Genomic DNA, 21,966 nt, shown 5'->3' with positions numbered 1-21,966 from the left:
TTAATATGCGTAGCTATCGTTTAAATACTGTCTTACCTTCCTTGATTGTTTCTAAGACCTGAACAGAGCGTAATTCTTTCGGATCAATGGTCAAAGGATCTTTATTTAAAATAACAAGGTCTGCAAGTTTTCCTGCTTTTAATGAACCCTTTATATCCTCTTCTTGGTATTGATAAGCGGCATTGATGGTGATCGCTTTTAACGCATCGATAACCGGAATACGTTGATCTGCACCCAGGACCATACCTGAACGTGTTATTCTATTAACAGCAGAATACACACCTGTTATCAGATCCGGTGGCGTGACAGGAGCATCGTGGTGTATGGTAAATGTAATCCCGGCATTTTTTGCAGCATTTGCAGGACTTATAAAAGCAGCTCTTTGCGGACCGAAGACACTGTTGTAGTGCCAATCACCCCATAAATAAACATGTCCAGAGAAGTATGAAGGTATGACACCCACTTCTTTAATTTTCGCAATATGGTCAGGTCTACTATTTTGCACATGAATGAGTGTGGCACGGATTTCCGGTTTATAAATCCCTTCTTCTTTTAATTTTCCTATTACACGCAGTGCCTGATCAATAGCAGCATCTCCGTTCACATGTAGCTGGGCGGTGATGTTTTTTGAGAAAATCGTTTTTAAATCTTCATAAAGAACTTCATCCGTAAAAATTGGGAAGCCTTTATAATCTTTGTTTTGTCCTTCAGGAGGAACTAAGTAGGGTTGTGTCAACCAAGCTGTTTTACCTTGTGGAGAGCCGTCATCCGAAAATTTGAAACCTCCAAATTTGAGGTTATTTTCATATTTCATGTAATGTGATAAAAATGATTCCCACTCCTTTTTGTTGGCTTCAAAATCAGGAAAATAAACGATATCTGCCTTTATTAGCTTCTTGGCCGCTGCTTCTCGAAGTAAGGTAAGTCCTACACCCATAGTTCGGCCATCACATATCGTGGTTTGTCCATAACTAAACCATTCATCCTGCGCCGCTAAAAAATCTTTAAGGGACTGTGATAAACCATCTGTTTCGGTCGGTTTTGGTAAAAGTGAGGTTAACTTTATTAGTGCCGTGAAACTGGCATTTTCTTCCAATTTCCCATTTAGACGATGGGTTTTCGGATCGCGGCCATAATGTCCTCCCTGCGGATCTTTAGCATCTTCAGGAATCTGTAGTAACTTGAACATAGCCGTATTGATAACGCTGGCATGCCCTGAAGTGTGAATCACGATTATGGGATTTGTTGTACTTACAGCATCCAGCTCAGCACGTGTCGGATGTCTATGCTCACTAATAATCGCGTCGTCATATCCATTCCCCATCACTGGAGTAGTTGGATCCAGCTGATGTTTTTTGATATAATCCTTTAGTGTGGTCTGCAGTTCTGCAATACTGTTTACTGTACCGTAAGGAGTTGGAGAAAGGTCAACAGCCTGAGACATGCCTGCTCGCGAAGTAACATGACTATGTGCATCAATAAATCCGGGCATCAACGTTTTGTTTTCTAAATCTACTTCAGCGGTTTTAGAACCAGCATAATTCATGGCTTCTTTCTTCGTACCTGCAAAAAGAATTTTCCCATCCTTAATAGCAAGCGCTTCCACTTGAGGATTACCGTCTTCCATGGTTAAGATCGGACCTCCGTAATAGAGGATGTCCGCATCATTCTTAGTGCTTTTACAACCTGTAATGATCAAAGCAAAAAAGATGATGTTTATATTGTATTTCTTCCACATAGCGTTAGTATTAGTAAATTAACTTTTTCTAAACCTTTATTGAATTTAATCAATAGTTTCTACTATAAACTGTTTTTTGCTTTTAAAGTTTTAAAAATTATGGCTGAAGCACAATAAAACAGCGTCGTAGTTGGAGAAGAGAAGAGGCTCTTAATTTCATGATAAAAAACTATAAAGCAAAAGGGCCTACAGATTAACTGTAAGCCCTTCAATGTCTGCTTTTTTACCTTAAGTATTCTTCTTATTTCCACCCCCCGCCAAGGTCACGGTAGGTATTTGCGACAGTATTCAACTGATCTTTTTTTGTTTTAATCAGCTCTAACTTTGCTTCTAATGCATCTCTCTGGGTCATCAGTACTTCGAAATAATCAACCCGGGCAGATTTAAACAAATCATTAGAGATATCGTTTGATTTTGTTAAAGCGTCTACCTGCTGTGATTTAAGATCATAGCTTTTTTGCAGATTGCTGATCTTGGAAAGATGGTTTGAAACCTCGGCATAAGCACTTAATATCGTCTGCTGATAGTTGTACATTGCTTGTAGCTGCAGTGCACTAGCCTTGCTAAATTCAGCTTTAATACCATTTTTATTGATCAAAGGCATAGCAAGTTCTCCAGCAAGCGAATATAACATAGACTCCGGCATTTTTACAAAATAGGAGGGTTTGAAGGCCTCTAAACCTAAAGTTGCAGAAATGTTAAAAGAGGGATAGAATTCTGCACGGGCAACTTTAACATCCAATTTTGCAGCCGCTAGATCCAATTCTGCTTTTCTGATATCTGCTCTATTGGCTAATAACTGGGAAGGAATACCACTATGAACCGCGGGTGATATCATCGTTAGAAAGCTGTTCTTATCCCGTGGGATCTTTTGCGCAAAGCGTCCCAATAAAAGATTAACCCTATTTTCAGTTTCCTGAATATCCTGCTTGATCTCGTACGCTAAGCTTTGCGAATTGAGCATTTCAGCTTTGAATTTCTGAACCGCAAGTTCGGTTGATCTTGCGGCCTCTTTTTGTGCTTGGATAACTTCTAGTGCACTCTTCTGGAGCTTGATAGTTTCCTGTACCACATCGAGTTGGTTATCTAACGCAAGTAACTCGTAGTAGCTGTTGGCCACTTCAGCAACTAAATTGGTCAAAACAAAGTTTTTCCCTTCTATTGTCGAGAGGTAGCGTGCTATAGCAGCCTTTTTTTGATCATGCAGTTTACCCCAAATATCTATCTCCCAGTTTCCGGTAAGAGCAGCTTCATAATTCATGAGCGGATCAGGGAATTTCTTTCCGGGTGCGATATCAGTACTCGCATCCCCTGCACCCTGACTTGTATAGCGTCCAACTTTTTCGACACCGCTTCCGATTCTCGCTTCAACAGTAGGAAGTAATTGTCCCTGTTTAAACCGAACTTCGCTCTTCGCAATTTCTATCTCTTGCAAAGTGATCATAAGCTCCTGATTGTTTTTCAAAGCTGTATCAATCAGACTGCTCAGGTAATGATCTGAAAAGAAGTCACGCCATGGCGTAACAATCATGTTTGAACTGTCTTGAGATGAAGCTGTCGAGTCATTAAACGCTACAGGAAGTACCTTGTTCTCTTTTACAATTGGAATAGCGGGTACTTTACAGCTTGCGACTATAAAGCACAAAACGGCTATTCCGATCCACTTTCTTATCTTAATATTATACATTGTGATCGATTTCTTCTGATAATGGATTCTCGTCTTCGTAAGACGTTAATTTACTTTTCGACGCAATTTTTCCGAAAATATAGTATAGTCCAGGTATGATGAGTAGACCAAATACGGTTCCTATGAGCATACCGCCGGCGGCAGCACTTCCTATGGTTTTATTTCCAATAGCTCCAGGTCCTGTAGCAAATACCAGCGGAATAAGACCCGCAATAAATGCAAAGGATGTCATCAAGATCGGACGGAATCGCACCCCAGCTCCCTCGATTGCCGCAGCAAGAACCGAACTGCCGGCATTGTGCTTTTGTACCGCAAATTCAATGATCAGTACCGCATTCTTACCGAGCAAACCAATGAGCATAACCATGGCTACCTGCGCATAAATGTTGTTTTCAAGACCTAATACTTTCAGTAAGAAGTATGCGCCAAAAATACCTGCAGGTAAAGAAAGTACAACTGCAAGTGGTAAGACAAAGCTTTCGTACTGCGCTGCTAAGATCATGTAAACGAAAGTAAGACAGATCAGAAAGATATAGACAGCTTCGTTTCCGCGGGAAACTTCATCTTTTGAAATCCCTGCCCATTCAATACCGTATCCTCTTGGAAGGGATGCTTTGGCTACTTCAGTAACAGCCTTAATCGCCTCACCACTGCTATATCCAGGGGCCGCAGAACCGCTGATCTCTGAAGAGTTGTACATGTTGTGTCTTGTAATTTCGGAAAGACCATATACTTTTTCCAATGTCATAAATGCCGCATATGGAACCATCTCATCCCGATTATTTTTCACATACAGTTTCAGGATATCATCCGGCTGTGCGCGATATTGCGGCAATGCCTGTACCATGACCTTATACTGCCGATCATATTTGATAAAACTGGTTTCGTAATTACTTCCTACCAATGTGGATAGTGTACTCATCGCATTGTCGATCGTAACTCCTTTTTGTTCGGCTTTTTCGTTGTCGATATGCAACATAAACTGAGGGAAACTAGCGCTGTAAAAGGTAAAGACAGATGCCAGTTCGGGGCGTTTACTCAATTCTTTTACAAGATCTTTACTTACGGTTTCCATTTTTTTGAAGTCACCAGAACCTGCTTTATCCAAAAGGCGCAATTCAAATCCACCTGCGGCACCGTATCCGGGTACTGCCGGAGGTCCAAAAAATTCAATTGTAGCTCCGGTAATATCTTTTGACTTTTCTTCGAGTTCGTGCATCACGTCCTGAACAGAGTTTTTACGGTCTTCCCAACTCTTTAAGTTGATCAGACAGGTTCCAGTATTAGCTCCGGTACCTTCAGTTAGAATTTCATAACCCGCCAGAGAAGAAATCGATTTTACACCTTCAATCCCCATACCTATTGCCTGAAGTTTTTCGGCAATTTGATTGGTACGTTCTAGAGTAGAACCCGGAGGAGTTTGAATAATGGCATAAAACATGCCTTGATCTTCATTTGGAATGAAGCCAGAAGGTAGGCTATTGTTTAAAAAGAAGATCGCAGAACAAAATGCTGCCAAGAGTACGAATGTGACCAGTCTTTTATTAACAATTTTACGAAGTAGATCTTGGTAACGATTAGCTCCTTTTGTGAAAAGATTATTGAAGCTTGTCAAGAACCTATTTAATGGCGTTTTTTTCTTTGGATGTCCATGTTCATTTTTTAGGATCATGGCGCAAAGCGCAGGTGTAAGTGTTAGCGCAACCACACCAGATAAAATAATGGCTGTGGCCATGGTAATGGAGAACTGCTTGTAAAAGATACCAACAGGTCCTGACATGAATGCTACTGGAATAAATACTGCCGCCATAACAAGTGTGATCGCTACGATAGCCCCGCTTATCTCATGCATCGCTTCTTCCGTCGCTTTGAGAGGTGACAGATTTTTTTCCTCCATCTTGGCGTGTACAGCCTCAATGACGACAATGGCATCATCAACCACAACCCCAATAGCCATTACCAGTGCAAATAGGGTAATGAGATTGAGGGTAATTCCAAACATGGACATAAACGCAAATGTGCCGATCAAAGAAACTGGAACTGCCATGGCAGGAATAAGGGTAGATCTCCAATCTCCTAAAAACAGAAATACCACAATACCAACGAGGACGAAGGCCTCAAGAAGGGTATGGATGACCTTTTCAATTGATGCATCCAGAAATTTGGAAACATCATAACTGATCTCGTAATCCATGCCTTTTGGAAAGCTCGTTTCTTTGATTTCTGCTAATTTGCTTTTTATGTTTTTAATAACATCACTCGCATTACTTCCATAAGACTGTTTAATAACAATAGCTGCGGAAGGTCTACCATTTAGCGTAGAATAGATATCATACATCGAGCTTCCAAATTCGACATCAGCAACATCTTTTACACGCAGTACTTCACCGCTAGGATTTGATTTCAGAATGATGTTTTCATACCCCTCTTTGGTATTGAAACGTCCTGGATATTTGAGTACATATTCAAATGCTTGTGATCTCTTTCCAGAGCTTTCGCCCGTTTTACCAGGAGAAGCTTCCAAACTTTGTTCATCAAGTGCTTTTAATACTTCATCAGCAGATATTTTGTAAGCGAGCATGCGATCTGGTTTTAACCAGATACGCATGGCATATTCTCTGTTACCTAGAATGTCGGCAACTCCAACACCATCAATCCGTTTCAGCTCGGATAGGATATTGATATCACCGTAGTTGAAGAGGAAGTTTTGATCGGCTTTGGGGTCCTTACTGAATAAATTGACGTAGACGAGCATGTTAGACTCTTCACGGGTTATTTTTACACCTTCGCGAACGACTAAAGGCGGTAATTTATTGATAACAGAGGAAACCCTATTTTGTACATTGACCGCAGCGAGATTGGGATCTGTTCCCAGGTTGAAAATAACCTGAATAGAAGCCTCTCCGTCATTACCTGCATCTGAGGTAATGTATTTCATGCCGGGTACACCATTGATCGCACGCTCTAGGGGGATCAACACCGATTTTACCATCAGCTCGCCATTTGCTCCGGGATACTCCGCCGTTATGTTTACTTTAGGTGGAGAGATGGACGGAAACTGCGTGATGGGCAGTTTGAGCATCGACAATATTCCAAGAAACACAATGATCAAGGAAATGACGATGGACAGAACTGGTCTATGAATGAATTTATTAAACATCGTTAATTTTTTAGAGGTGAATTATTGAGCGTGTATTTGCAAATGGGACATAACCTCCTGCGGCGCTACAAATTCGAATTTTATCTTATCGTCATCTTTAACCTTTTGAACGCCATCGATCAATATTTTATCTGTGGGCGCTAGTCCCGAAGAGATAACATACAGATCAGGAAGGTCATTGCTAATGGTGATGTTTCTAGATTTAACAACTCCATTTTTGTCAATGACAAAGACATAGGTTTTATCCTGAATCTCATAAGTAGCTTTTTGTGGGATTATCAAGGCATGTTTTAGCGGTACAAGCATTTGTACACGCCCTGTCTCGCCGTTTCTAAGAAGTTTATCTGGATTTGGAAAGCGTGCCCTAAAAGCAATACTTCCTGTTTCATTATTAAATTCGCTCTCTATGGTTTCTACTTTTCCTTTGTATTTCAGTAACTGATTGTTTGCAAGAAGTAAATTCACTTCATTGTTGGCTCTATTTTCCGTATTCGTCTGGTAGTCGAGGTATTCAGATTCCGATACATTAAAATAAGCATACACCTGACTGTTGTCGGATAAACTGGTAAGAAGTTCACCTTCGTCGACCAAACTACCAAGCTTCAAGGGAATCCGGTTGATGGTTCCTGCGAAAGGAGCTCGAATCTCGGTTGCCGTTACATGAAGTTTTGCCAATGACATTTCTGCTTTGGCCTGATCAACTTTCGCTTGTGCCAACGCTAATTCATTTTTAGAAACGATGTTCTTATCTGCTAATGCTTTCGTATTTTCAAGTTCTATTTCTTCCGCTTTAACTTGTGCCTGCGTTTTGAGATACTCAGCTTCGTAGAATTTAGGCATTATTTTAAATAAAAGCTGACCCGCTTGTACAGTCTGGCCTTCATCGACATAAATCTGTTGTAAGTATCCTTTTTCAAGACCTCGGATCTCGATATTACGGATCGATTGAATCTGGGAGACATAGTTTTTAGAGAGGGTGGTATCAATTAATATTGGATTGGTTACTTGATACTGGACGTTCTCAATCTTTTCTTCTTTTTTTTGGGAACAGCTTGTTAGGACCAATAAGGCATACAGACCTATAAGCATGCCTGTGCTAATTCTTTTCATGGATGAAATAGTTATTAATATATTGTAATAAATTGGGTAATATTCCAGGACGGAAGAGGCTCTTCAGAACACAATGCTAAACAACAGTACAGATAGCGATTGGAAAATATACCATGCTATGATGCCTATTTAAGCTATTTTTTTAATGCTGAAGAGTGGGAGATATCACAGGCGAAGGACGCGCTGTAAAATGTATTTGTTTGTAGAAGTAAAATGCTGTGTCTTAAAAACCGATAGGAGGTTCTTTAAATTTTTAAGAACAAAAATCAGTGCCAGTGCATAACTGAGCAAAGCAATGTTTTTGAAAACAGTAATCGTATGCGATTCAAAAACAAGTTCATCTTCGACATCATCTTCTGTCATTTCATATGTGCGTTCATTTAACGCTTTACTGAAGATAGAATGGATATGTGAACTTTTTATTTTTGTTTCAGGAGACTTACCTAGGAAGGAAGAAACAGACCCTGTGCTGCTATGAAAATGACTGTTGGTCAAAACAATTCCATCTCCCTGTAATAGGAATAAATTGAAGATCAGGACCAGTAAATACAGCGCTCTCATATTTGCGGTAAAAGTAGTATCAAGAACGACATGTTACACCATATTAACACTTTTTAACTGTCAGCTTTTTGTAAAAATATAATCATATGATTTCGAGATAAAGTATAATGTTGGGTTATCCGTTTAATATGCTGTGGGATTTTATTCATGATATCAAGTCAAAGATTGAATTTCAGATTCTATATTTCCGCTTTATCATCATTCTAGATCGTGGTAGCTGGATTTATAAGTGGATCACGATCATGACTTCAAATAAGGAAGTTTCCAGTAAATGAATTTGTATCGTGTCATTTAATAATAACAGTAAATAATACAAATTTATCTAAGTTTGGTTGAAATGAAGATCGGTAAACGTTTAAAGATAGTTCTTGCTAGTGTAATTATATTAATTGTAATGGGTAATGTTTATTTAATGAGGCCTCTTTTTGGAGGAAAAATCACCGGAACACGTCTGGAACGTGTGATGAAGTCTCCGAATTTTAGGGATTCGCAATTTCAAAATTTGGAACATACTCCATCATTGAAAGAGGGCGAGAGCTTTATCGGAGCGATGTATGCTTTTTTATTTAAAGATCGTGCTATTCGAAGCCCTAAGATGCCACTTCCGGTTATGAAGCAGGATCTTAAAAATTTACCCGATGCAGATTTGCTTATCTGGTTTGGACACTCTTCTTACCTCCTGAAGATTGACGGTAAGATCATTGTTGTAGATCCCGTCTTTTCGGATAATGCTTCTCCTGTTCCAGGGAGCAATAAGCCATTCAATCTAACGTATGTTTATCAGGCTGATGATTTTCCGCCGATTGATCTTTTGTTAATTAGCCATGATCATTATGATCATCTGGACTATAAAACCATAATACAGTTACGTTCAAAAATTAAAAATGTGATCTGTGGGCTTGGTGTTGGCGCTCATTTCGAGCGATGGGGATTTGCTGAAAATAAGGTTACGGAATTGGACTGGTATGATGAGACATCTTTTGAAAAGGAGTTTAAGATAGTTGCCACACCTGCACGTCATTTTTCAGGAAGAAAGTTTAAGCGTAATACAACACTTTGGACATCATTTGTTTTACAGACAGAAAAGTATAAGCTGTTTTTAGGTGGAGACAGCGGCTATGGGAAACATTTTAAGACTATCGGCGATAAATATGGTCCTTTTGATTTGGCGATCCTGGAAAATGGTCAGTATAATGAAACATGGCGTTATATCCATTCCATGCCCGACGAACTTTTAAAGGAGGTTGTTGATCTTCAGGCTAAACATTTTCTACCAGTACATTCTGGCAAGTTTGCATTGGCACTGCACGACTGGAAGGAACCGCTTTCTCTGGTCAGTAAGTATGCGGAAGAAGCAGATATTCCTGTGTTAACACCCAAAATGGGAGAGGTTGTTTATTTGCAACAGCTAGATAAACGATATGATAAATGGTGGGAAGGGCTTAAATAAGCTTATTTCTTATTCTTTTCAGCTATCCACAAGGATAAGTATTTCGTGCTTAATAAAGAATGGTGGAGCAGCAACTGTCCCATAAAATTCTGCTGTCGATGGGCCTGAAGCTGTGCTTTGATGAAACGGATGGTCATTAGAAAATCGTCTTCGAACCTCGTGCGTGAATAGCGCTGATTAATGATGGTGATACCGTTTTGCTGTGCTTCTAACCAGATTGTTTTATTGTTATATAGTTCGATTGCTTTTTCAACAAATAGTTGCGGTTCATTTGCGATAAACCCGTTCCATGGCAGGTCTCCCGACATTGCTTCAGCTCCAATAGTTGTTGTAACGGAGGGGGTTCCTGTTTGCATAGCATCTATAAATTTACCTTTAACACCGGCGCCAAATTGAATAGGAGCTAATAGGACACGGTGTCTGGACATGGTGTCTTGGGCATGGTCTGCTCTTCCATGAACAAAGAATCGTTCCTTAGGATTGTTAAGTTGAAGTACCTTTTGACTTGGATAGGCACCGTAGATATTCAGACTTACTTTAGGAAGCTGCTTCCTGAGCAAGGGCCAAATTTCGGTTTTTAAATACTGTACGGTGTTCCAATTCGGCTCATGTATAAAGTTGCCGATAAACATAAAGTCAGCACGGTTTTCATAAGTCTTCCAGCTCGCTATACATGCTTCATCAATTTCTTCTTCCAAAAAGGGGAGGTAATAGAGGGTGGATGGATTGATCGCAAACTGATTCGTCAATAATTGCATCTCAAGTTCGGAGATAATGAGCGAGATATCCGAGCGTAAGATTGCGGCAACTTCCCTTTTCGCAATATCGGAATACAATAAGGTTTGATCAAACTGTTCGCCATTTTTAGCATTGGACTGGCGGGCGTGTCTTAAGAAGTGTAAATCTTCGGTATCGAGTATTCTGACAGCATCTGGACACTCTTGTGCTACTCGCCAGCTGTATTGCTCCTCGGTCATAAAGCGATCAAAAACAACAATATGAGGTTTAAGATCTCGAACGAAATCGTTGAAGCTAGCATCATTGAGTTTGATCTCCACTTCATTAATACCCATAGCGACTAGATCGGCACTATATGGAGATTTAGATGCGGCACTTGCAAAGGTGATGGTGTTATCATTTTTTTGAAAACTTTTTAGTAGCTGTACCATACGAAATCCAGCCGCAGAAGAACTTGGTTCCGGCCAGACTAAACCTATAAAAAGAATTTCTTGTTTTTCCATCGATGGAAATTTACGTAAAAAGCACAATACTCTATTCATTATATTTTCAATTGCTTGTTTTTCATCTTGTAATATTATTTACAAAAAGAAACTTAGCTCAAAAGGATAATAAAAGGATGGTGTTGAATACATTTTTTTCTACAATTTGATTCTTGCCGTTATCAGGCTATCTGTTGTGATATGGAGATAAATTTATCTACGTTTAAAACAATGGTCACAATTTATTTATTTAAAGAGGGTAAATACTCGTTATATTTATCATAGATAAAATAGCATACTCATATGAAGAAATCATTGCTAAGTGGTATCCAAAAGCTGTCTCCAATAACGTACTGGAAGGAGCTATTGGCTATTTTTATTGTATTGTTGGCCTTTGTTTTTTTTAGAAGCGAGCGTAAAGAAATAGCCTCCATAGGTCCCCAGCTGGCTTCAGCAGATTTTAATTGGTTAATAGTTGGGTTTGGAATCACTTTATTATATATTTTGTTACAAGGAGTGATGTATATTTTTAGTTTCGGATCTATCGGATTGAAACTGAATCTATGGGATGCGGTTGAACTCTTTTTAAAAAGGAATCTACTGAGTGTATTCCTTCCGGCCGGAGGGGTCAGTTCATTGGCCTATACCACTTCGCAGTTACGAAAGAAACAACTTAATTCGACCAAAATTCATCAATCAGGCGCCATATATGGGTATGTCGGGTTACTGACTGTTTTTATTATTGGTGTCCCTATTATTCTGTATACTGTTTTTGATCATAAAAACTTTGATAATGCTTGGATATCTTTGGTCGTACTTGGTTTGTTACTCGGTTTATCCTTTCTGTTTTTCTGGTCGATTAGAGTAAAAAATGGATTGTATAGATGGCTGGAGATTAAATTTCCGAAGCTGATCGATAATATTCATGAGCTGTTTTCGGCACATATTCACAAAGGATATCTATGGATGACCATTCTGGTTTCTGTCGCTATTGAGTTCTGTGGTATTGCCCATGCATTTATTAGCATGTATGCGCTGCAGACACATGTTTCGTTTGAAGCTGCAGCTGTGGCCTATACCATTACAGTCGTTCTGATGATGGTTTCTCCCTTTTTGAGAGGTTTAGGCGCTGTAGAATTTACGATGTTATATATCTTTACTTCTTATGGTTATAGTAAAGAAGAAGGCTTAGGGCTGACAATTATCTATCGGTCATTTGAATTTTGGTTGCCCTTAATTTTTGGGGTTTTTTCTTTTATCTGGCGTGGAAGGCAGATCATAGCACGAATTTTACCCGCCATTGCCATTTTCTTTTTAGGGATCATCAACCTCATCTCGGTAGCAACCCCGCCACTCGTGGAACGGATGCGGCTTGAAAAATATTACCTTCCTATCGAAGCGATGCATGCATCTAAGTTGATGGTATTGGTTTTAGGACTTGGGTTGATGGTGAGTGCCGCTTATCTGATTAAGGGCTACAGATCGGCTTTTTGGATTGCTCTCATATTTTCTTTTCTATCCTTACTAGGACATATTGGTAAGGCACTAGATTATGAAGAAGCATTGGTGTCCTTGTTTATTATTGTTTTACTGGTTACGAACCAAAAGCAGTACCGGATTAAGACCAATAAAAATTGGATGCGTATCGGTTTTGCCACCTTTTTCATTGCCTTGACAGGGGTGTGTTTGTTTGGGTTTGTCTGTTTTTATGTGATTGACAAAAAGCATTTTGGCGTTGATTTTACCTGGCAGCAGTCTATATATCATACCATGCAGAGTTTTTTGTTATTTAATGACGAACTCAACCCGTTAACAACTTTTGGTCAGGAGTTTTTGAATATTACACACTTTCTGGGTCTATTTTCATGGATGTTGTTGATCTATACTTTCTTGTGTCCTAGGATTATTCATGAAGAAGATCATGAGCAGAACGTGCTGGATAAGGCGAAGCTTTTACTCAAATTGTATGGAGGGTCGCCGATGGATTATTTCAAAATTGCTCCAGATAAACAATTGTATTTTTCTGAGCGGACAGATGGTTTTGTCTCTTACCGTATCAGTCAGGCTTTCGCGATTGTTTTAGATGAACCTGTATGTGCATTTGACGATAAAGATGAAGTAATTGCAGAGTTCGAACTTTATTGTACCTCTTTGGGGTTAAAGTCCGTGTATTACCGCGTTGATGAAAACAGCTTGCCTTATTTTCTGGAGCTTCGAAAACGGAAGATCATTATAGGGCAGGAGGCCTTGATGGATGTTGCATCATTTTCTTTAGAAGGTAAGAATAGAAAATCGCTTCGAAACTCTTTAAATAGCTTAGAAAAAAAAGGGTATGCGACTGTTTTGCTAACCGCCCCGCATTCGGATGCTATTGTAGCTGAACTGAAGGCAGTTTCTGATGAATGGCTTACGGTGTTCGATAAGAAAGAAATGATCTTTTCGCAAGGACAGTTTGATGCAGCAGCAATTGCTGAACAAGATGTTATAGCGGTAAAAGATGATCAAAATAAGATTGTCGCCTTTTTGAATATTATACCAGATTTTACTGAAGGGGAGTGTACGTATGATCTTATCCGTAAAGTGGAGCATGCTCCCGGAGGATGTATGGATGCTCTAATTATAAATCTGGTTGATTATGCCCGGAAAAAAGGTGCTAAATATATTAATCTGGGAATGGTACCGATGAGTGGTATTGAATCTCCAGATAACCCTGCAGAGCAGATTATGAAATTTGCAGCCGACAAAGTGGGCTCTTTTAAACACTATCAGAGTTTGAGAGATTTTAAAGAAAAGTATGCGACGATCTGGGAAAATAAGTATTTAATTTTTGGCAATGATTTTGACCTATTACAGTTGCCTCAAGCTTTGTCTAAAGTAATGAAGCCAGATAATGAATAGGATACAGATGGTACGCAATAAATTAGGGTTATTTATCCTCTTGTTTTTGTTAAAATTAACAGTAATGGGACAGCAGAAAGATATCCCGCTTAAGATTTGGAACAATAATGCGAATAGCCCTATTGTCCTTTATCTAAGTGGTGATGGTGGTCTTAATAGTTTTTCAACGAGTTACTGCGATCTCTTGGGGAAACAGGGATATACAGTTGGAGCTGTAAACTCGAAGAGCTTTTTTTGGGATAAGAAATCCGCAGATCAGATTGCGAAGGAACTAAGCAGCACGCTTGAAAAATTATTGGTAGGTAAAAAGAATCACCTCGTTTATTTTGTCGGATATTCCTTTGGTGCGGATGTTATTCCTTTTTTGGTTAATAAATTAACCGCAGAATGGAAGGAGCGATTGCAGGCTGTGGCACTTCTGGAACCATCAACTTCTACAGATTTGGAGATTCATGTTTCAGACCTGTTTGGGAGGAGCGAGGTTAAAAGAAGTATGGATGTTGTTGCCGAGATCAATAAAATGGTCAATGTTAGAACGGCTATTTTGCTTGGTGAAGATGGAGTGAGTTTCCCGATTAAGAATATTCGGTTAAAAAATTTAGAAACTATTTATATGAAAGGGAATCATCATTTTGATGGTCATGTGGCAGATGTCGTAAAAGCAACAGTAAAGCATTTTGCATTAAAGTAATCTGTCTAAAAAATGACTTATAAAATGGTTATGCTTATTCACTTTTTTATGTGTTGTCGCTGAAATGGATTCACAAAGATTGTTCTGCGATCTTCTTTAAAGGCATGGTAGTATTATTCAGTTAGCTTCTGGATTCATTTGTAGTTGATTGTTGAACATGTACGCTCATTTTCTTTTAGTTTGATGGCTGTACTGTCATCATGTTTTCAAAAAAGTATTTTCTAGTTTTTTCTTGTTGTAGATCAATTTTTAAGAGATAGAAAATTGATAAGTTTGTTTAATCTTAAAAAAAGAATAATATGGAATTAGGAATAGGAATGTTTGGCGATTTGCATATTGATCCCAAAACAGGGCAAATACAATCTTCACAGGAAAAGTTACATCAGATTATTGAACAAATAAAATTGATGGATGAAGTAGGGCTGGATTTTTTTGGAATGGGTGAGCACCACCGTCCGGACTATGCTGTTTCAGCTCCAGAAATTATATTAGCGGCAGCCGCTTCTGTTACTAAAAATATAAAATTAGGGAGTGCAGTTTCCGTGTTAAGTTCTGCAGATCCTGTTAAACTTTTTCAAGACTTCGCGACAGTTGATGTTTTATCAAATGGACGTGCGGAGATTATGGCAGGTAGAGGATCATTTATTGAATCATTCCCTTTGTTTGGTTATAATTTAAATGATTATGGAGCATTATTTGAAGAAAAATTGGACCTATTGGTCAAACTAAATAATCAGGATACGATTAATTGGACAGGTAAATTTCGTCCCACATTAGTAAATCAACAGATCTTTCCAAGACCTGTTCAACCTAAATTACCAATTTGGGTTGCGGTAGGAGGTACAACTTCATCTGTTATTCGCGCTGGGAAATTAGGTTTACCCGTTATGTTTGCTATTATTGGAGGAACGTACGAAGCTTTTAAGCCACTGGTAGAAATGTACCAACAAGCTTATGCCGATAACGGTCATGATATGGCTAATTTTCAGGTAGGTGTACATATGCATGCTCTTTTTGGGGATCATTCACAACAAGTTGCAGATGCTTACTATCCTATTTATGCAGCACAAATGAACCGCATAGGCGGCGATCGTGGATGGCCACCATACCAACGGACTCAATATGACTTTGGACGTTCACCACATGGTCATTTAATTATTGGAGATGCGGACTATGCTGTAGATAAAATCTTAAAAATACAGGAATCTTTAGGTTTGACGCGCTTTTCTGCACATATGGATGTTGGTGCACCAAATCATATTGATATGATGAAAGCAATTGAGGTTTTTGGAACAAAGATCGCTCCTCAGGTTAGAGCTGCCCTTAATAAGGGATAATAAGACCTTGGTTAAAGTAGTATTCAACATTTTTATATCGGAGAGATATGCTTAACTTTGTGTTTTAAAAATAGAGAGGACAAAATGTTAGGATTGAAATTGTTAACGGATCCGAGGTGGGCAAATATTGCAGAAGGAAATTTAGAAGAGATTCTGACTGATCATGCTTGGTGCGAGCAAAAGGCAGCTTCAAATGCTATTTCATTAATTATGTACAATTCGGAACATGAAGAATTGGTGCATGAATTGACAGCGATTGCTATTGAAGAAATGCAACATTTCCAAATGGTCATTGATATTATTAAAGAAAGAGGTTATACGTTGGGTAAAGAACGTAAAGATGATTACGTGGGACAACTGATGAAATTCAATAAAAAGGACGGTTCCCGTAACATGGCTTTTATAGATCGTTTGTTATTTGCAGCCATGATTGAAGCTCGAAGCTGTGAACGCTTTAGAGTATTGTCTCAAAATATAAAGGATGAGGAATTAGCGAAGTTTTATCATGATCTAATGGTTTCTGAGGCGAATCACTATACAACGTTTCTTAATTTCGCACGTCAATTCTCAACGGATGTCGATGTTGATAAGCGTTGGAAAGAATGGTTGGAATTTGAAGGAAATTTGATCCAATCGTATGGAACGAAAGAAGCCATACATGGATAATAAATAGTAATCTATTGTGCAAGAGCCCCATTTTTCTAATAAAAATGGGGCTCTAAGTTTATATTAGTGCTGACCGCCGCTCTAAAATGCAGTTGTCCATCCAAATTCCCTTTAGCTGGGCCGCTTTTTGCTGCGTGCCTAATAATTTAAATCCGAATTTTTTGTGCAACAAGATACTTTTATCATTTTCAGGAAAAATAAAGGACATGATCGTCCATATGCCCGCGTTTTCAGAAGTGTCAATAATATGCTGCATCAATACTTTGCCAATTCCTTTGCCTTGATGACCCTGATCGATATAAATACTTAATTCGGTTACACCATGGTAGCCTGTTCGCTGTAGTACAGGAGATAATGCTACCCAACCGATTATAGTATTGTTCTCAATGGCAACAAAGCGCATATTTTCGAGATGATCTTTATCCCAATCTTTCCAAGAACTAGTTTTTGTCGCTAAAGTGATGTTTCCTGCATCGATTGCCTGCTGGTAAATGCGGGCAACATCGGGATAATGCTTGTGTTCTAGTTTCTGTATTTCCATCTGTAGCGTGAGCTTAAGGTATTATATTCTAATACTTCTTTTGAAGTTGATCAAAACTGATGATTCAAAACTAGGAAAAGTTTTGCATCCATTCGAGCGGGAATGTATATTTTATCTGTGATCTAAATCTCGTATGCACACATTATAAACTTGTTTTTCATTTAGTTAAGAAGATTTTTTTTTAAAGTTGGTCAAGAACGATGTTGGCTCCGTTAACATTTGTATCCCGTTGATAACAAGTAATAATTTATAATTCAGCGAGTTCTGATTTTTATGACATTATAAAAATAAGTTTTTTATAGAAATAACCTTACCTTTGCGCTGTGACTGAGAAAAGTAAAATAATTGATATTCGTAGTCTGTCGATAGATCAGATTAAAGAGAAGCTTACTGAAATGGGTGAGCAAGGGTTCCGTGCAAAGCAAATTTACGAATGGATTTGGGCAAAATCCTGTGTGGATTTTGATTTGATGAGCAACCTAAGTAAACCTTTAAGGGAAAAGCTAAAAGAGAATTTTGTTATTCGTGCTGTTAAAGTCAAACAATCACAGGTCAGTTCTGATAGAACGATCAAAAGTAGTTTTACTTTGTATGATGGAAATGTGATTGAGGGTGTATTGATCCCTGCTCCAGAACGTATGACTGCTTGTGTGAGCTCTCAAGTTGGATGTAGTTTGACCTGTAAATTTTGTGCCACGGGTTATATGGATCGTAAACGTAATCTGAATGCAGATGAAATTTATGATCAAGTTGTTTTGATCGCAAAACAAGCCGAAGAGAAATATCAGCAACCATTGACCAACATTGTTTATATGGGGATGGGTGAACCACTCTTGAACTATGCGAATATGATGAAGTCGGTAGAGCGTATTACCTCGCCAGATGGATTGAATATGGCGGCAAAACGGATCACAGTTTCTACCGCTGGTATTGCTAAAATGATTAAAAAATTAGGGGATGACGAAGTCCGATTTAATTTAGCATTGTCTTTACATGCCGCAAATGATAAGAAGCGTAATGAGATCATGCCCATCAATGAGCAAAATACATTAGAAGCATTAGCAGATGCATTGAAGTATTTTTATGCGAAGACAAAAAGCCCAATAACCTTTGAATACATCGTTTTTGATAATTTTAATGATGAGCTCGAGGATGCTAAAGAGTTGGCAAGATTTTGTAAAAATGTTCCTTGTAAGGTTAATATTATTGAATACAATCCTATTTCTTTAGCAAGTTTTGTCAATGCCGATGCCGATAAGATTGAGGTATTTGCTAATTATCTGAAAAATCAAGGTATTATAACAAATGTTCGTAGAAGCCGTGGTAAAGATATTGACGCCGCTTGTGGTCAGTTAGCAATTAAAGATAAAGAAGCTCAAGAAGCTTAATAATAAGGGATTAGACTATACCTCTTCTCAATATACTAATTGATGATAGAGACTGTGATAAATTTGTTTTATTTATAATTTTAATTGTAAATAGAACAAATTTACTTAAGTTAGTATAGGCATAATCAAAAATGAGAAACCAATTATTTCTTTATTTATCAGACTTTGTAGCCTTATTTTTCCCAAAAATTTGTGCAGGCTGTGGCCATGTTTTAGTTAGTCAAGAAAGGTATATCTGTACTTCTTGTCTATTTCATTTACCTATCACAGATTTTCATTTAGATCTTAATAATCAAGTTGCGCGCCAATTGTGGGGAAAATTTCATTTTGAACATGCCTCGGCTCTATTTCTGTTGCGGCAGGACTCGCGGGTAGAGCGGATACTTTATCAAATCAAATATGCCAATCAACCTCAACTTGCATATTTCCTTGGAAGGAAATATGGTGAGACGCTGTCTAACAGTCACACTTTTCAGGATGTTGATGTCATTGTGCCCGTTCCTTTGCATAAAAAGAAGTTGAAGAAAAGGGGGTATAATCAATCCTTTTATTTAGCAAAAGGTCTTGGTATTGCATTGTCAAAACCCGTTTTGGAACATGGATTAACGCGAGTTGGCGAAGGGACAAGTCAAACTAAAAAATCAAGATTGGAACGATACGACAACGTTCAAGATGTGTTTTTTTGCCCAGATGAAACTATTTTAGCAGATAAACATGTGCTCTTGGTAGATGATGTACTGACCACAGGAGCTACATTAACCGCCGCCGCGGAAAAACTTATTGCGGCGGGTTGCCGGATTTCTGTTCTGACCTTAGCGAGGGCTTAGCATACTTCAGATAACTACTTCACAGTTAATTTCTAAACAGTATCTGATCTAGAATGTTAAATATTTGATCTGTTACTTTTTACGTCTCACGTAAAAAAGCAAGTAAGCAAAACCCGACATACCAATGCCTACGCTATCTGCAAAGAGATCCCACCAATCACCAGATCTATAGGTGAATATATACAATTGCAATGCTTCAGTCAGTAAGGCGAAAAGGATACCTAAAATACTTACGACAATAACGGGAAGCCATTTTGTAGGGCGACCTTTGAACTGAACCAATACACCATTATAAATTAACGTACAAAATACGAAAAACATACCTGCGTGAACGAGCTTGTCCATCCCCGGATAGGAAGGAACTTTCTCAAAACTTTGTCCTGGCATACAACACAGTGCTATAACCACTACAGCCCAAAGCATTACCCACTTATAATCTAATAATAATCTTATCATGCACTCCTTATAATCAATTTTCGTGCTAAAATAGTGATAAATATAAGAAAAGTGAAATAATGTATTTAGACGTATATAAAAATTATTTATCTGATTTACAGTGTTTTAATTTTATTTTTGAAATTTATATAGTACTATGTATTGCATAGTACATAATAAAACATATATCTTTGTATTGTTATGATAGCTGAAAATACACAAATACAGATGCGGAAAGGAATACTGGAATATTGTATTCTTTCTATTATTTCCCGAGGGGAAATATATGCATCGGATATCATCAGCGAACTGAAAAAAGCACAGCTCTTGGTTGTAGAGGGAACTTTATATCCTTTGTTGACTAGGCTTAAAAATAACGGTTTGCTGAGTTATATATGGAAGGAATCAACTTCTGGACCTCCACGTAAATATTATGAAATCACAGCAGAAGGAATACAGGTTCTTGAGCGATTGGATGTTACATGGAAAGAACTGGTTTTTGCAGTGGAGACATCTCTAGCGGACAGAATTAATACAATTGACAAATCAATATAACCTATAAATACCATGAACAAGACTATAATTATCAATATAAATAGTATCGTTTTTCATATAGAAGAGGACGCATATGATGTGTTGCGCAATTATATGATTGATATTAAAAAGCATTTCGGAAGTTCGGAAGACAGCAAAGAGATTTTGGAAGATATCGAAAATCGTATTGCAGAGATGTTTACAGAGAAGATTCAACTTGGAATCAAAGAAGTACTGAATATGGATGATGTCAATGCCGTCATCGCACAGATGGGAAGTGTGAGTGATTTTGAGATCAACGATACGGATCAACAGTATTCAGATCAAAAAACAAATCAGGCATACAGCACTTTTCGTACGGGTAAAAAGTTGATGCGTGATCCAGAAGATAAGGTAATCAGTGGTGTGTGTAGTGGTCTGGGACATTATTTTGGCATAGAGGCTCGATGGATTAGACTTTTATTTGTGTTATTCGTTGTAATCTTCGGTTCAGGATTTCTGGTGTATATTATCTTGTGGATTGTAATGCCAATCGCAATTACCAGAGCAGATCGTATGGAAATGCGCGGAGAGTCGCCTAATATCCAGAATTTTAAACGAAGTTTTGAAGAGGAATTGAGCGGTCTAAAAGAGAATTTTTCTGGTGCCGGCAACACATTCAATAGAGGTGTAGAAAATGCTGGAACAGCATTTGGAGAGATCATTAAAATCTTTGCAAAAGTGATCGGTCTGATCGTTGCTTTTTCAATAGGCTTAAGTTTAATATCGCTGTTAATTGCCTTGATCTTTTTTAGCTTGGGTATAGCAGGCGTAACGGACCGAGGGATTATTGAACCGTTAAATTTGATCGATCCTCAGCAGGCTCCATGGGCATTAACGGCAGCATTCTTGGCTATTGCAATTCCATTTGCAGGTTTATTTTACCTCATTATTCGCTTGTTGTTTGACCGCAAGCCGATGAATAATTACTTAACGACTTCTTTATTTCTAGTATGGTTAATTTCTTTAGGTAGCATTATCTATTATGCAGGTTCGGTGGCTAAAGATTTTAGAGAAGAAAGTATGATCGTAGAAGAAAAACCTTTGGCTCCAAGATCTATCTATCGTATCAATGCCCGTGATGTGCGTGTCATCAAAATAAATGGAGATCACGGCCGTTCAAATCTAAAAATCAGAGGTACTAACTTATCCGAATATCTTCAGGATGATATCCGAATTCGATTTGAAAGGGTAGATTCAACGCAAATGCCTTATATCAAATATGAGTATTCTGCAAAAGGAGCTAATTATAATTTGGCGACTAAACGTGCGTCTGCAATTAATTATAAAGCGGTTCAGGATAGCGCGAACATTATTTTTGATAGCCACTTTAAATTAGGTGAGAAAGAATTGTATAGAGATCAAAAAGTGAATGTTACGATCTACCTTCCAGTTGGTGCAAAAGTAATGCTGAACAGGGATTTAGAGCGCAATTATGCAGATATATCTTACTGGGAATGCTATGAGCGTTATGAAAATGATGACATTAAAGAAACGGAATGGGTAATGACAAATCTGGGTTTGAAATGTGCTCTACCTGAAAAATCTGAATTTGCACCTGAAGCGGAAGATGAGACGGATGAAAATGTGGTAACTGTAGATACTGCAGTTAGCAGAAAAGATACCATTATCAGTATTTCTCCTACTGGTGTGGTGGTTGAAACAAAAGGAAAGAAAAAATAAA

17 protein-coding genes are annotated in these 21,966 nt (G+C 38.3%); 9 read left to right on the top strand and 8 right to left on the bottom strand.

Annotated features, from left to right (window positions below):
- Positions 1 to 13: 13 nt before the first annotated feature.
- The 5 genes from WH188_RS22120 to WH188_RS22100 form a co-directional block, all read right to left on the bottom strand.
- Positions 14 to 1,738, bottom strand: a complete 1,725-nt coding sequence (locus tag WH188_RS22120; protein WP_339424656.1) for an amidohydrolase — start codon at positions 1,736 to 1,738, stop codon at positions 14 to 16.
- A 241-nt stretch (positions 1,739 to 1,979) separates the two neighbouring features.
- Positions 1,980 to 3,425 (bottom strand): TolC family protein, encoded by a 1,446-nt coding sequence (locus WH188_RS22115; RefSeq protein WP_339424655.1) that lies wholly within the window; start codon positions 3,423 to 3,425, stop codon positions 1,980 to 1,982.
- Positions 3,418 to 6,585, bottom strand: coding sequence for an efflux RND transporter permease subunit (locus WH188_RS22110; RefSeq protein WP_132843457.1), 3,168 nt, complete (start codon positions 6,583 to 6,585; stop codon positions 3,418 to 3,420). The genes WH188_RS22115 and WH188_RS22110 overlap by 8 nt, the downstream gene beginning before the upstream one ends.
- A 21-nt stretch (positions 6,586 to 6,606) precedes the next feature.
- Entirely contained in the window at positions 6,607 to 7,695 is a 1,089-nt protein-coding gene (locus WH188_RS22105; protein ID WP_132771647.1) for an efflux RND transporter periplasmic adaptor subunit, read from the bottom strand.
- Between the two features lie 165 nt (positions 7,696 to 7,860).
- A complete protein-coding gene (locus WH188_RS22100; protein ID WP_168127929.1) occupies positions 7,861 to 8,256 on the bottom strand; it encodes a hypothetical protein in 396 nt (131 codons plus the stop codon).
- Between the two features lie 337 nt (positions 8,257 to 8,593).
- On the opposite strand from WH188_RS22100, the gene WH188_RS22095 reads away from it, so the two are divergent.
- Complete coding sequence (locus WH188_RS22095; protein ID WP_339424654.1) at positions 8,594 to 9,706, top strand: MBL fold metallo-hydrolase; 1,113 nt, start codon at positions 8,594 to 8,596, stop codon at positions 9,704 to 9,706.
- 2 nt (positions 9,707 to 9,708) lie between these two features.
- Here the strand turns inward: WH188_RS22095 and WH188_RS22090 are convergent, their stop codons facing one another.
- Entirely contained in the window at positions 9,709 to 10,947 is a 1,239-nt protein-coding gene (locus WH188_RS22090; protein ID WP_339424653.1) for a glycosyltransferase, read from the bottom strand.
- Positions 10,948 to 11,229: 282 nt separating this feature from the next.
- Here WH188_RS22090 and WH188_RS22085 point away from each other — a divergent pair, with 282 nt between their 5' ends.
- The 4 genes from WH188_RS22085 to WH188_RS22070 all read left to right on the top strand — a co-directional run bounded on the left by WH188_RS22085 (position 11,230) and on the right by WH188_RS22070 (position 16,518).
- Positions 11,230 to 13,824, top strand: a complete 2,595-nt coding sequence (locus WH188_RS22085; protein WP_339424652.1) for a phosphatidylglycerol lysyltransferase domain-containing protein — start codon at positions 11,230 to 11,232, stop codon at positions 13,822 to 13,824.
- 64 nt (positions 13,825 to 13,888) lie between these two features.
- Positions 13,889 to 14,515, top strand: a complete 627-nt coding sequence (locus WH188_RS22080) for an AcvB/VirJ family lysyl-phosphatidylglycerol hydrolase (RefSeq protein WP_339424651.1) — start codon at positions 13,889 to 13,891, stop codon at positions 14,513 to 14,515.
- 299 nt (positions 14,516 to 14,814) lie between these two features.
- Positions 14,815 to 15,852, top strand: coding sequence for an LLM class flavin-dependent oxidoreductase (locus WH188_RS22075; protein ID WP_339424650.1), 1,038 nt, complete (start codon positions 14,815 to 14,817; stop codon positions 15,850 to 15,852).
- 84 nt (positions 15,853 to 15,936) lie between these two features.
- The gene (locus WH188_RS22070; RefSeq protein ID WP_021189384.1) at positions 15,937 to 16,518 is read left to right on the top strand and encodes a tRNA-(ms[2]io[6]A)-hydroxylase; all 582 of its coding nucleotides are present in this window, start codon (positions 15,937 to 15,939) and stop codon (positions 16,516 to 16,518) included.
- A gap of 58 nt (positions 16,519 to 16,576) precedes the next feature.
- Here the strand turns inward: WH188_RS22070 and WH188_RS22065 are convergent, their stop codons facing one another.
- Positions 16,577 to 17,059, bottom strand: a complete 483-nt coding sequence (locus tag WH188_RS22065) for a GNAT family N-acetyltransferase (protein ID WP_132771642.1) — start codon at positions 17,057 to 17,059, stop codon at positions 16,577 to 16,579.
- A gap of 323 nt (positions 17,060 to 17,382) precedes the next feature.
- Between WH188_RS22065 and rlmN the strand changes: the two genes are divergently transcribed.
- Together rlmN and WH188_RS22055 are read left to right on the top strand one after the other, a co-directional pair.
- Complete coding sequence (gene rlmN / locus WH188_RS22060) at positions 17,383 to 18,447, top strand: 23S rRNA (adenine(2503)-C(2))-methyltransferase RlmN (RefSeq protein WP_021189386.1); 1,065 nt, start codon at positions 17,383 to 17,385, stop codon at positions 18,445 to 18,447.
- 131 nt (positions 18,448 to 18,578) lie between these two features.
- Entirely contained in the window at positions 18,579 to 19,274 is a 696-nt protein-coding gene (locus tag WH188_RS22055; protein WP_208700529.1) for a ComF family protein, read from the top strand.
- A 72-nt stretch (positions 19,275 to 19,346) separates the two neighbouring features.
- Here WH188_RS22055 and WH188_RS22050 read toward each other — a convergent pair whose 3' ends face one another.
- The gene (locus tag WH188_RS22050; RefSeq protein WP_132771640.1) at positions 19,347 to 19,730 is read right to left on the bottom strand and encodes a VanZ family protein; all 384 of its coding nucleotides are present in this window, start codon (positions 19,728 to 19,730) and stop codon (positions 19,347 to 19,349) included.
- Between the two features lie 180 nt (positions 19,731 to 19,910).
- Between WH188_RS22050 and WH188_RS22045 the strand changes: the two genes are divergently transcribed.
- A complete protein-coding gene (locus WH188_RS22045; RefSeq protein ID WP_132771639.1) occupies positions 19,911 to 20,264 on the top strand; it encodes a PadR family transcriptional regulator in 354 nt (117 codons plus the stop codon).
- 12 nt (positions 20,265 to 20,276) lie between these two features.
- Complete coding sequence (locus WH188_RS22040; RefSeq protein WP_339424649.1) at positions 20,277 to 21,965, top strand: PspC domain-containing protein; 1,689 nt, start codon at positions 20,277 to 20,279, stop codon at positions 21,963 to 21,965.
- Position 21,966: the final 1 nt, after the last annotated feature.

Origin of the sequence: Sphingobacterium sp. MYb388 (assembly GCF_037479535.1) — a bacterium.
Classification (GTDB): domain Bacteria; phylum Bacteroidota; class Bacteroidia; order Sphingobacteriales; family Sphingobacteriaceae; genus Sphingobacterium; species Sphingobacterium anhuiense.
This window is presented reverse-complemented; position numbering and strand designations above follow the sequence as displayed.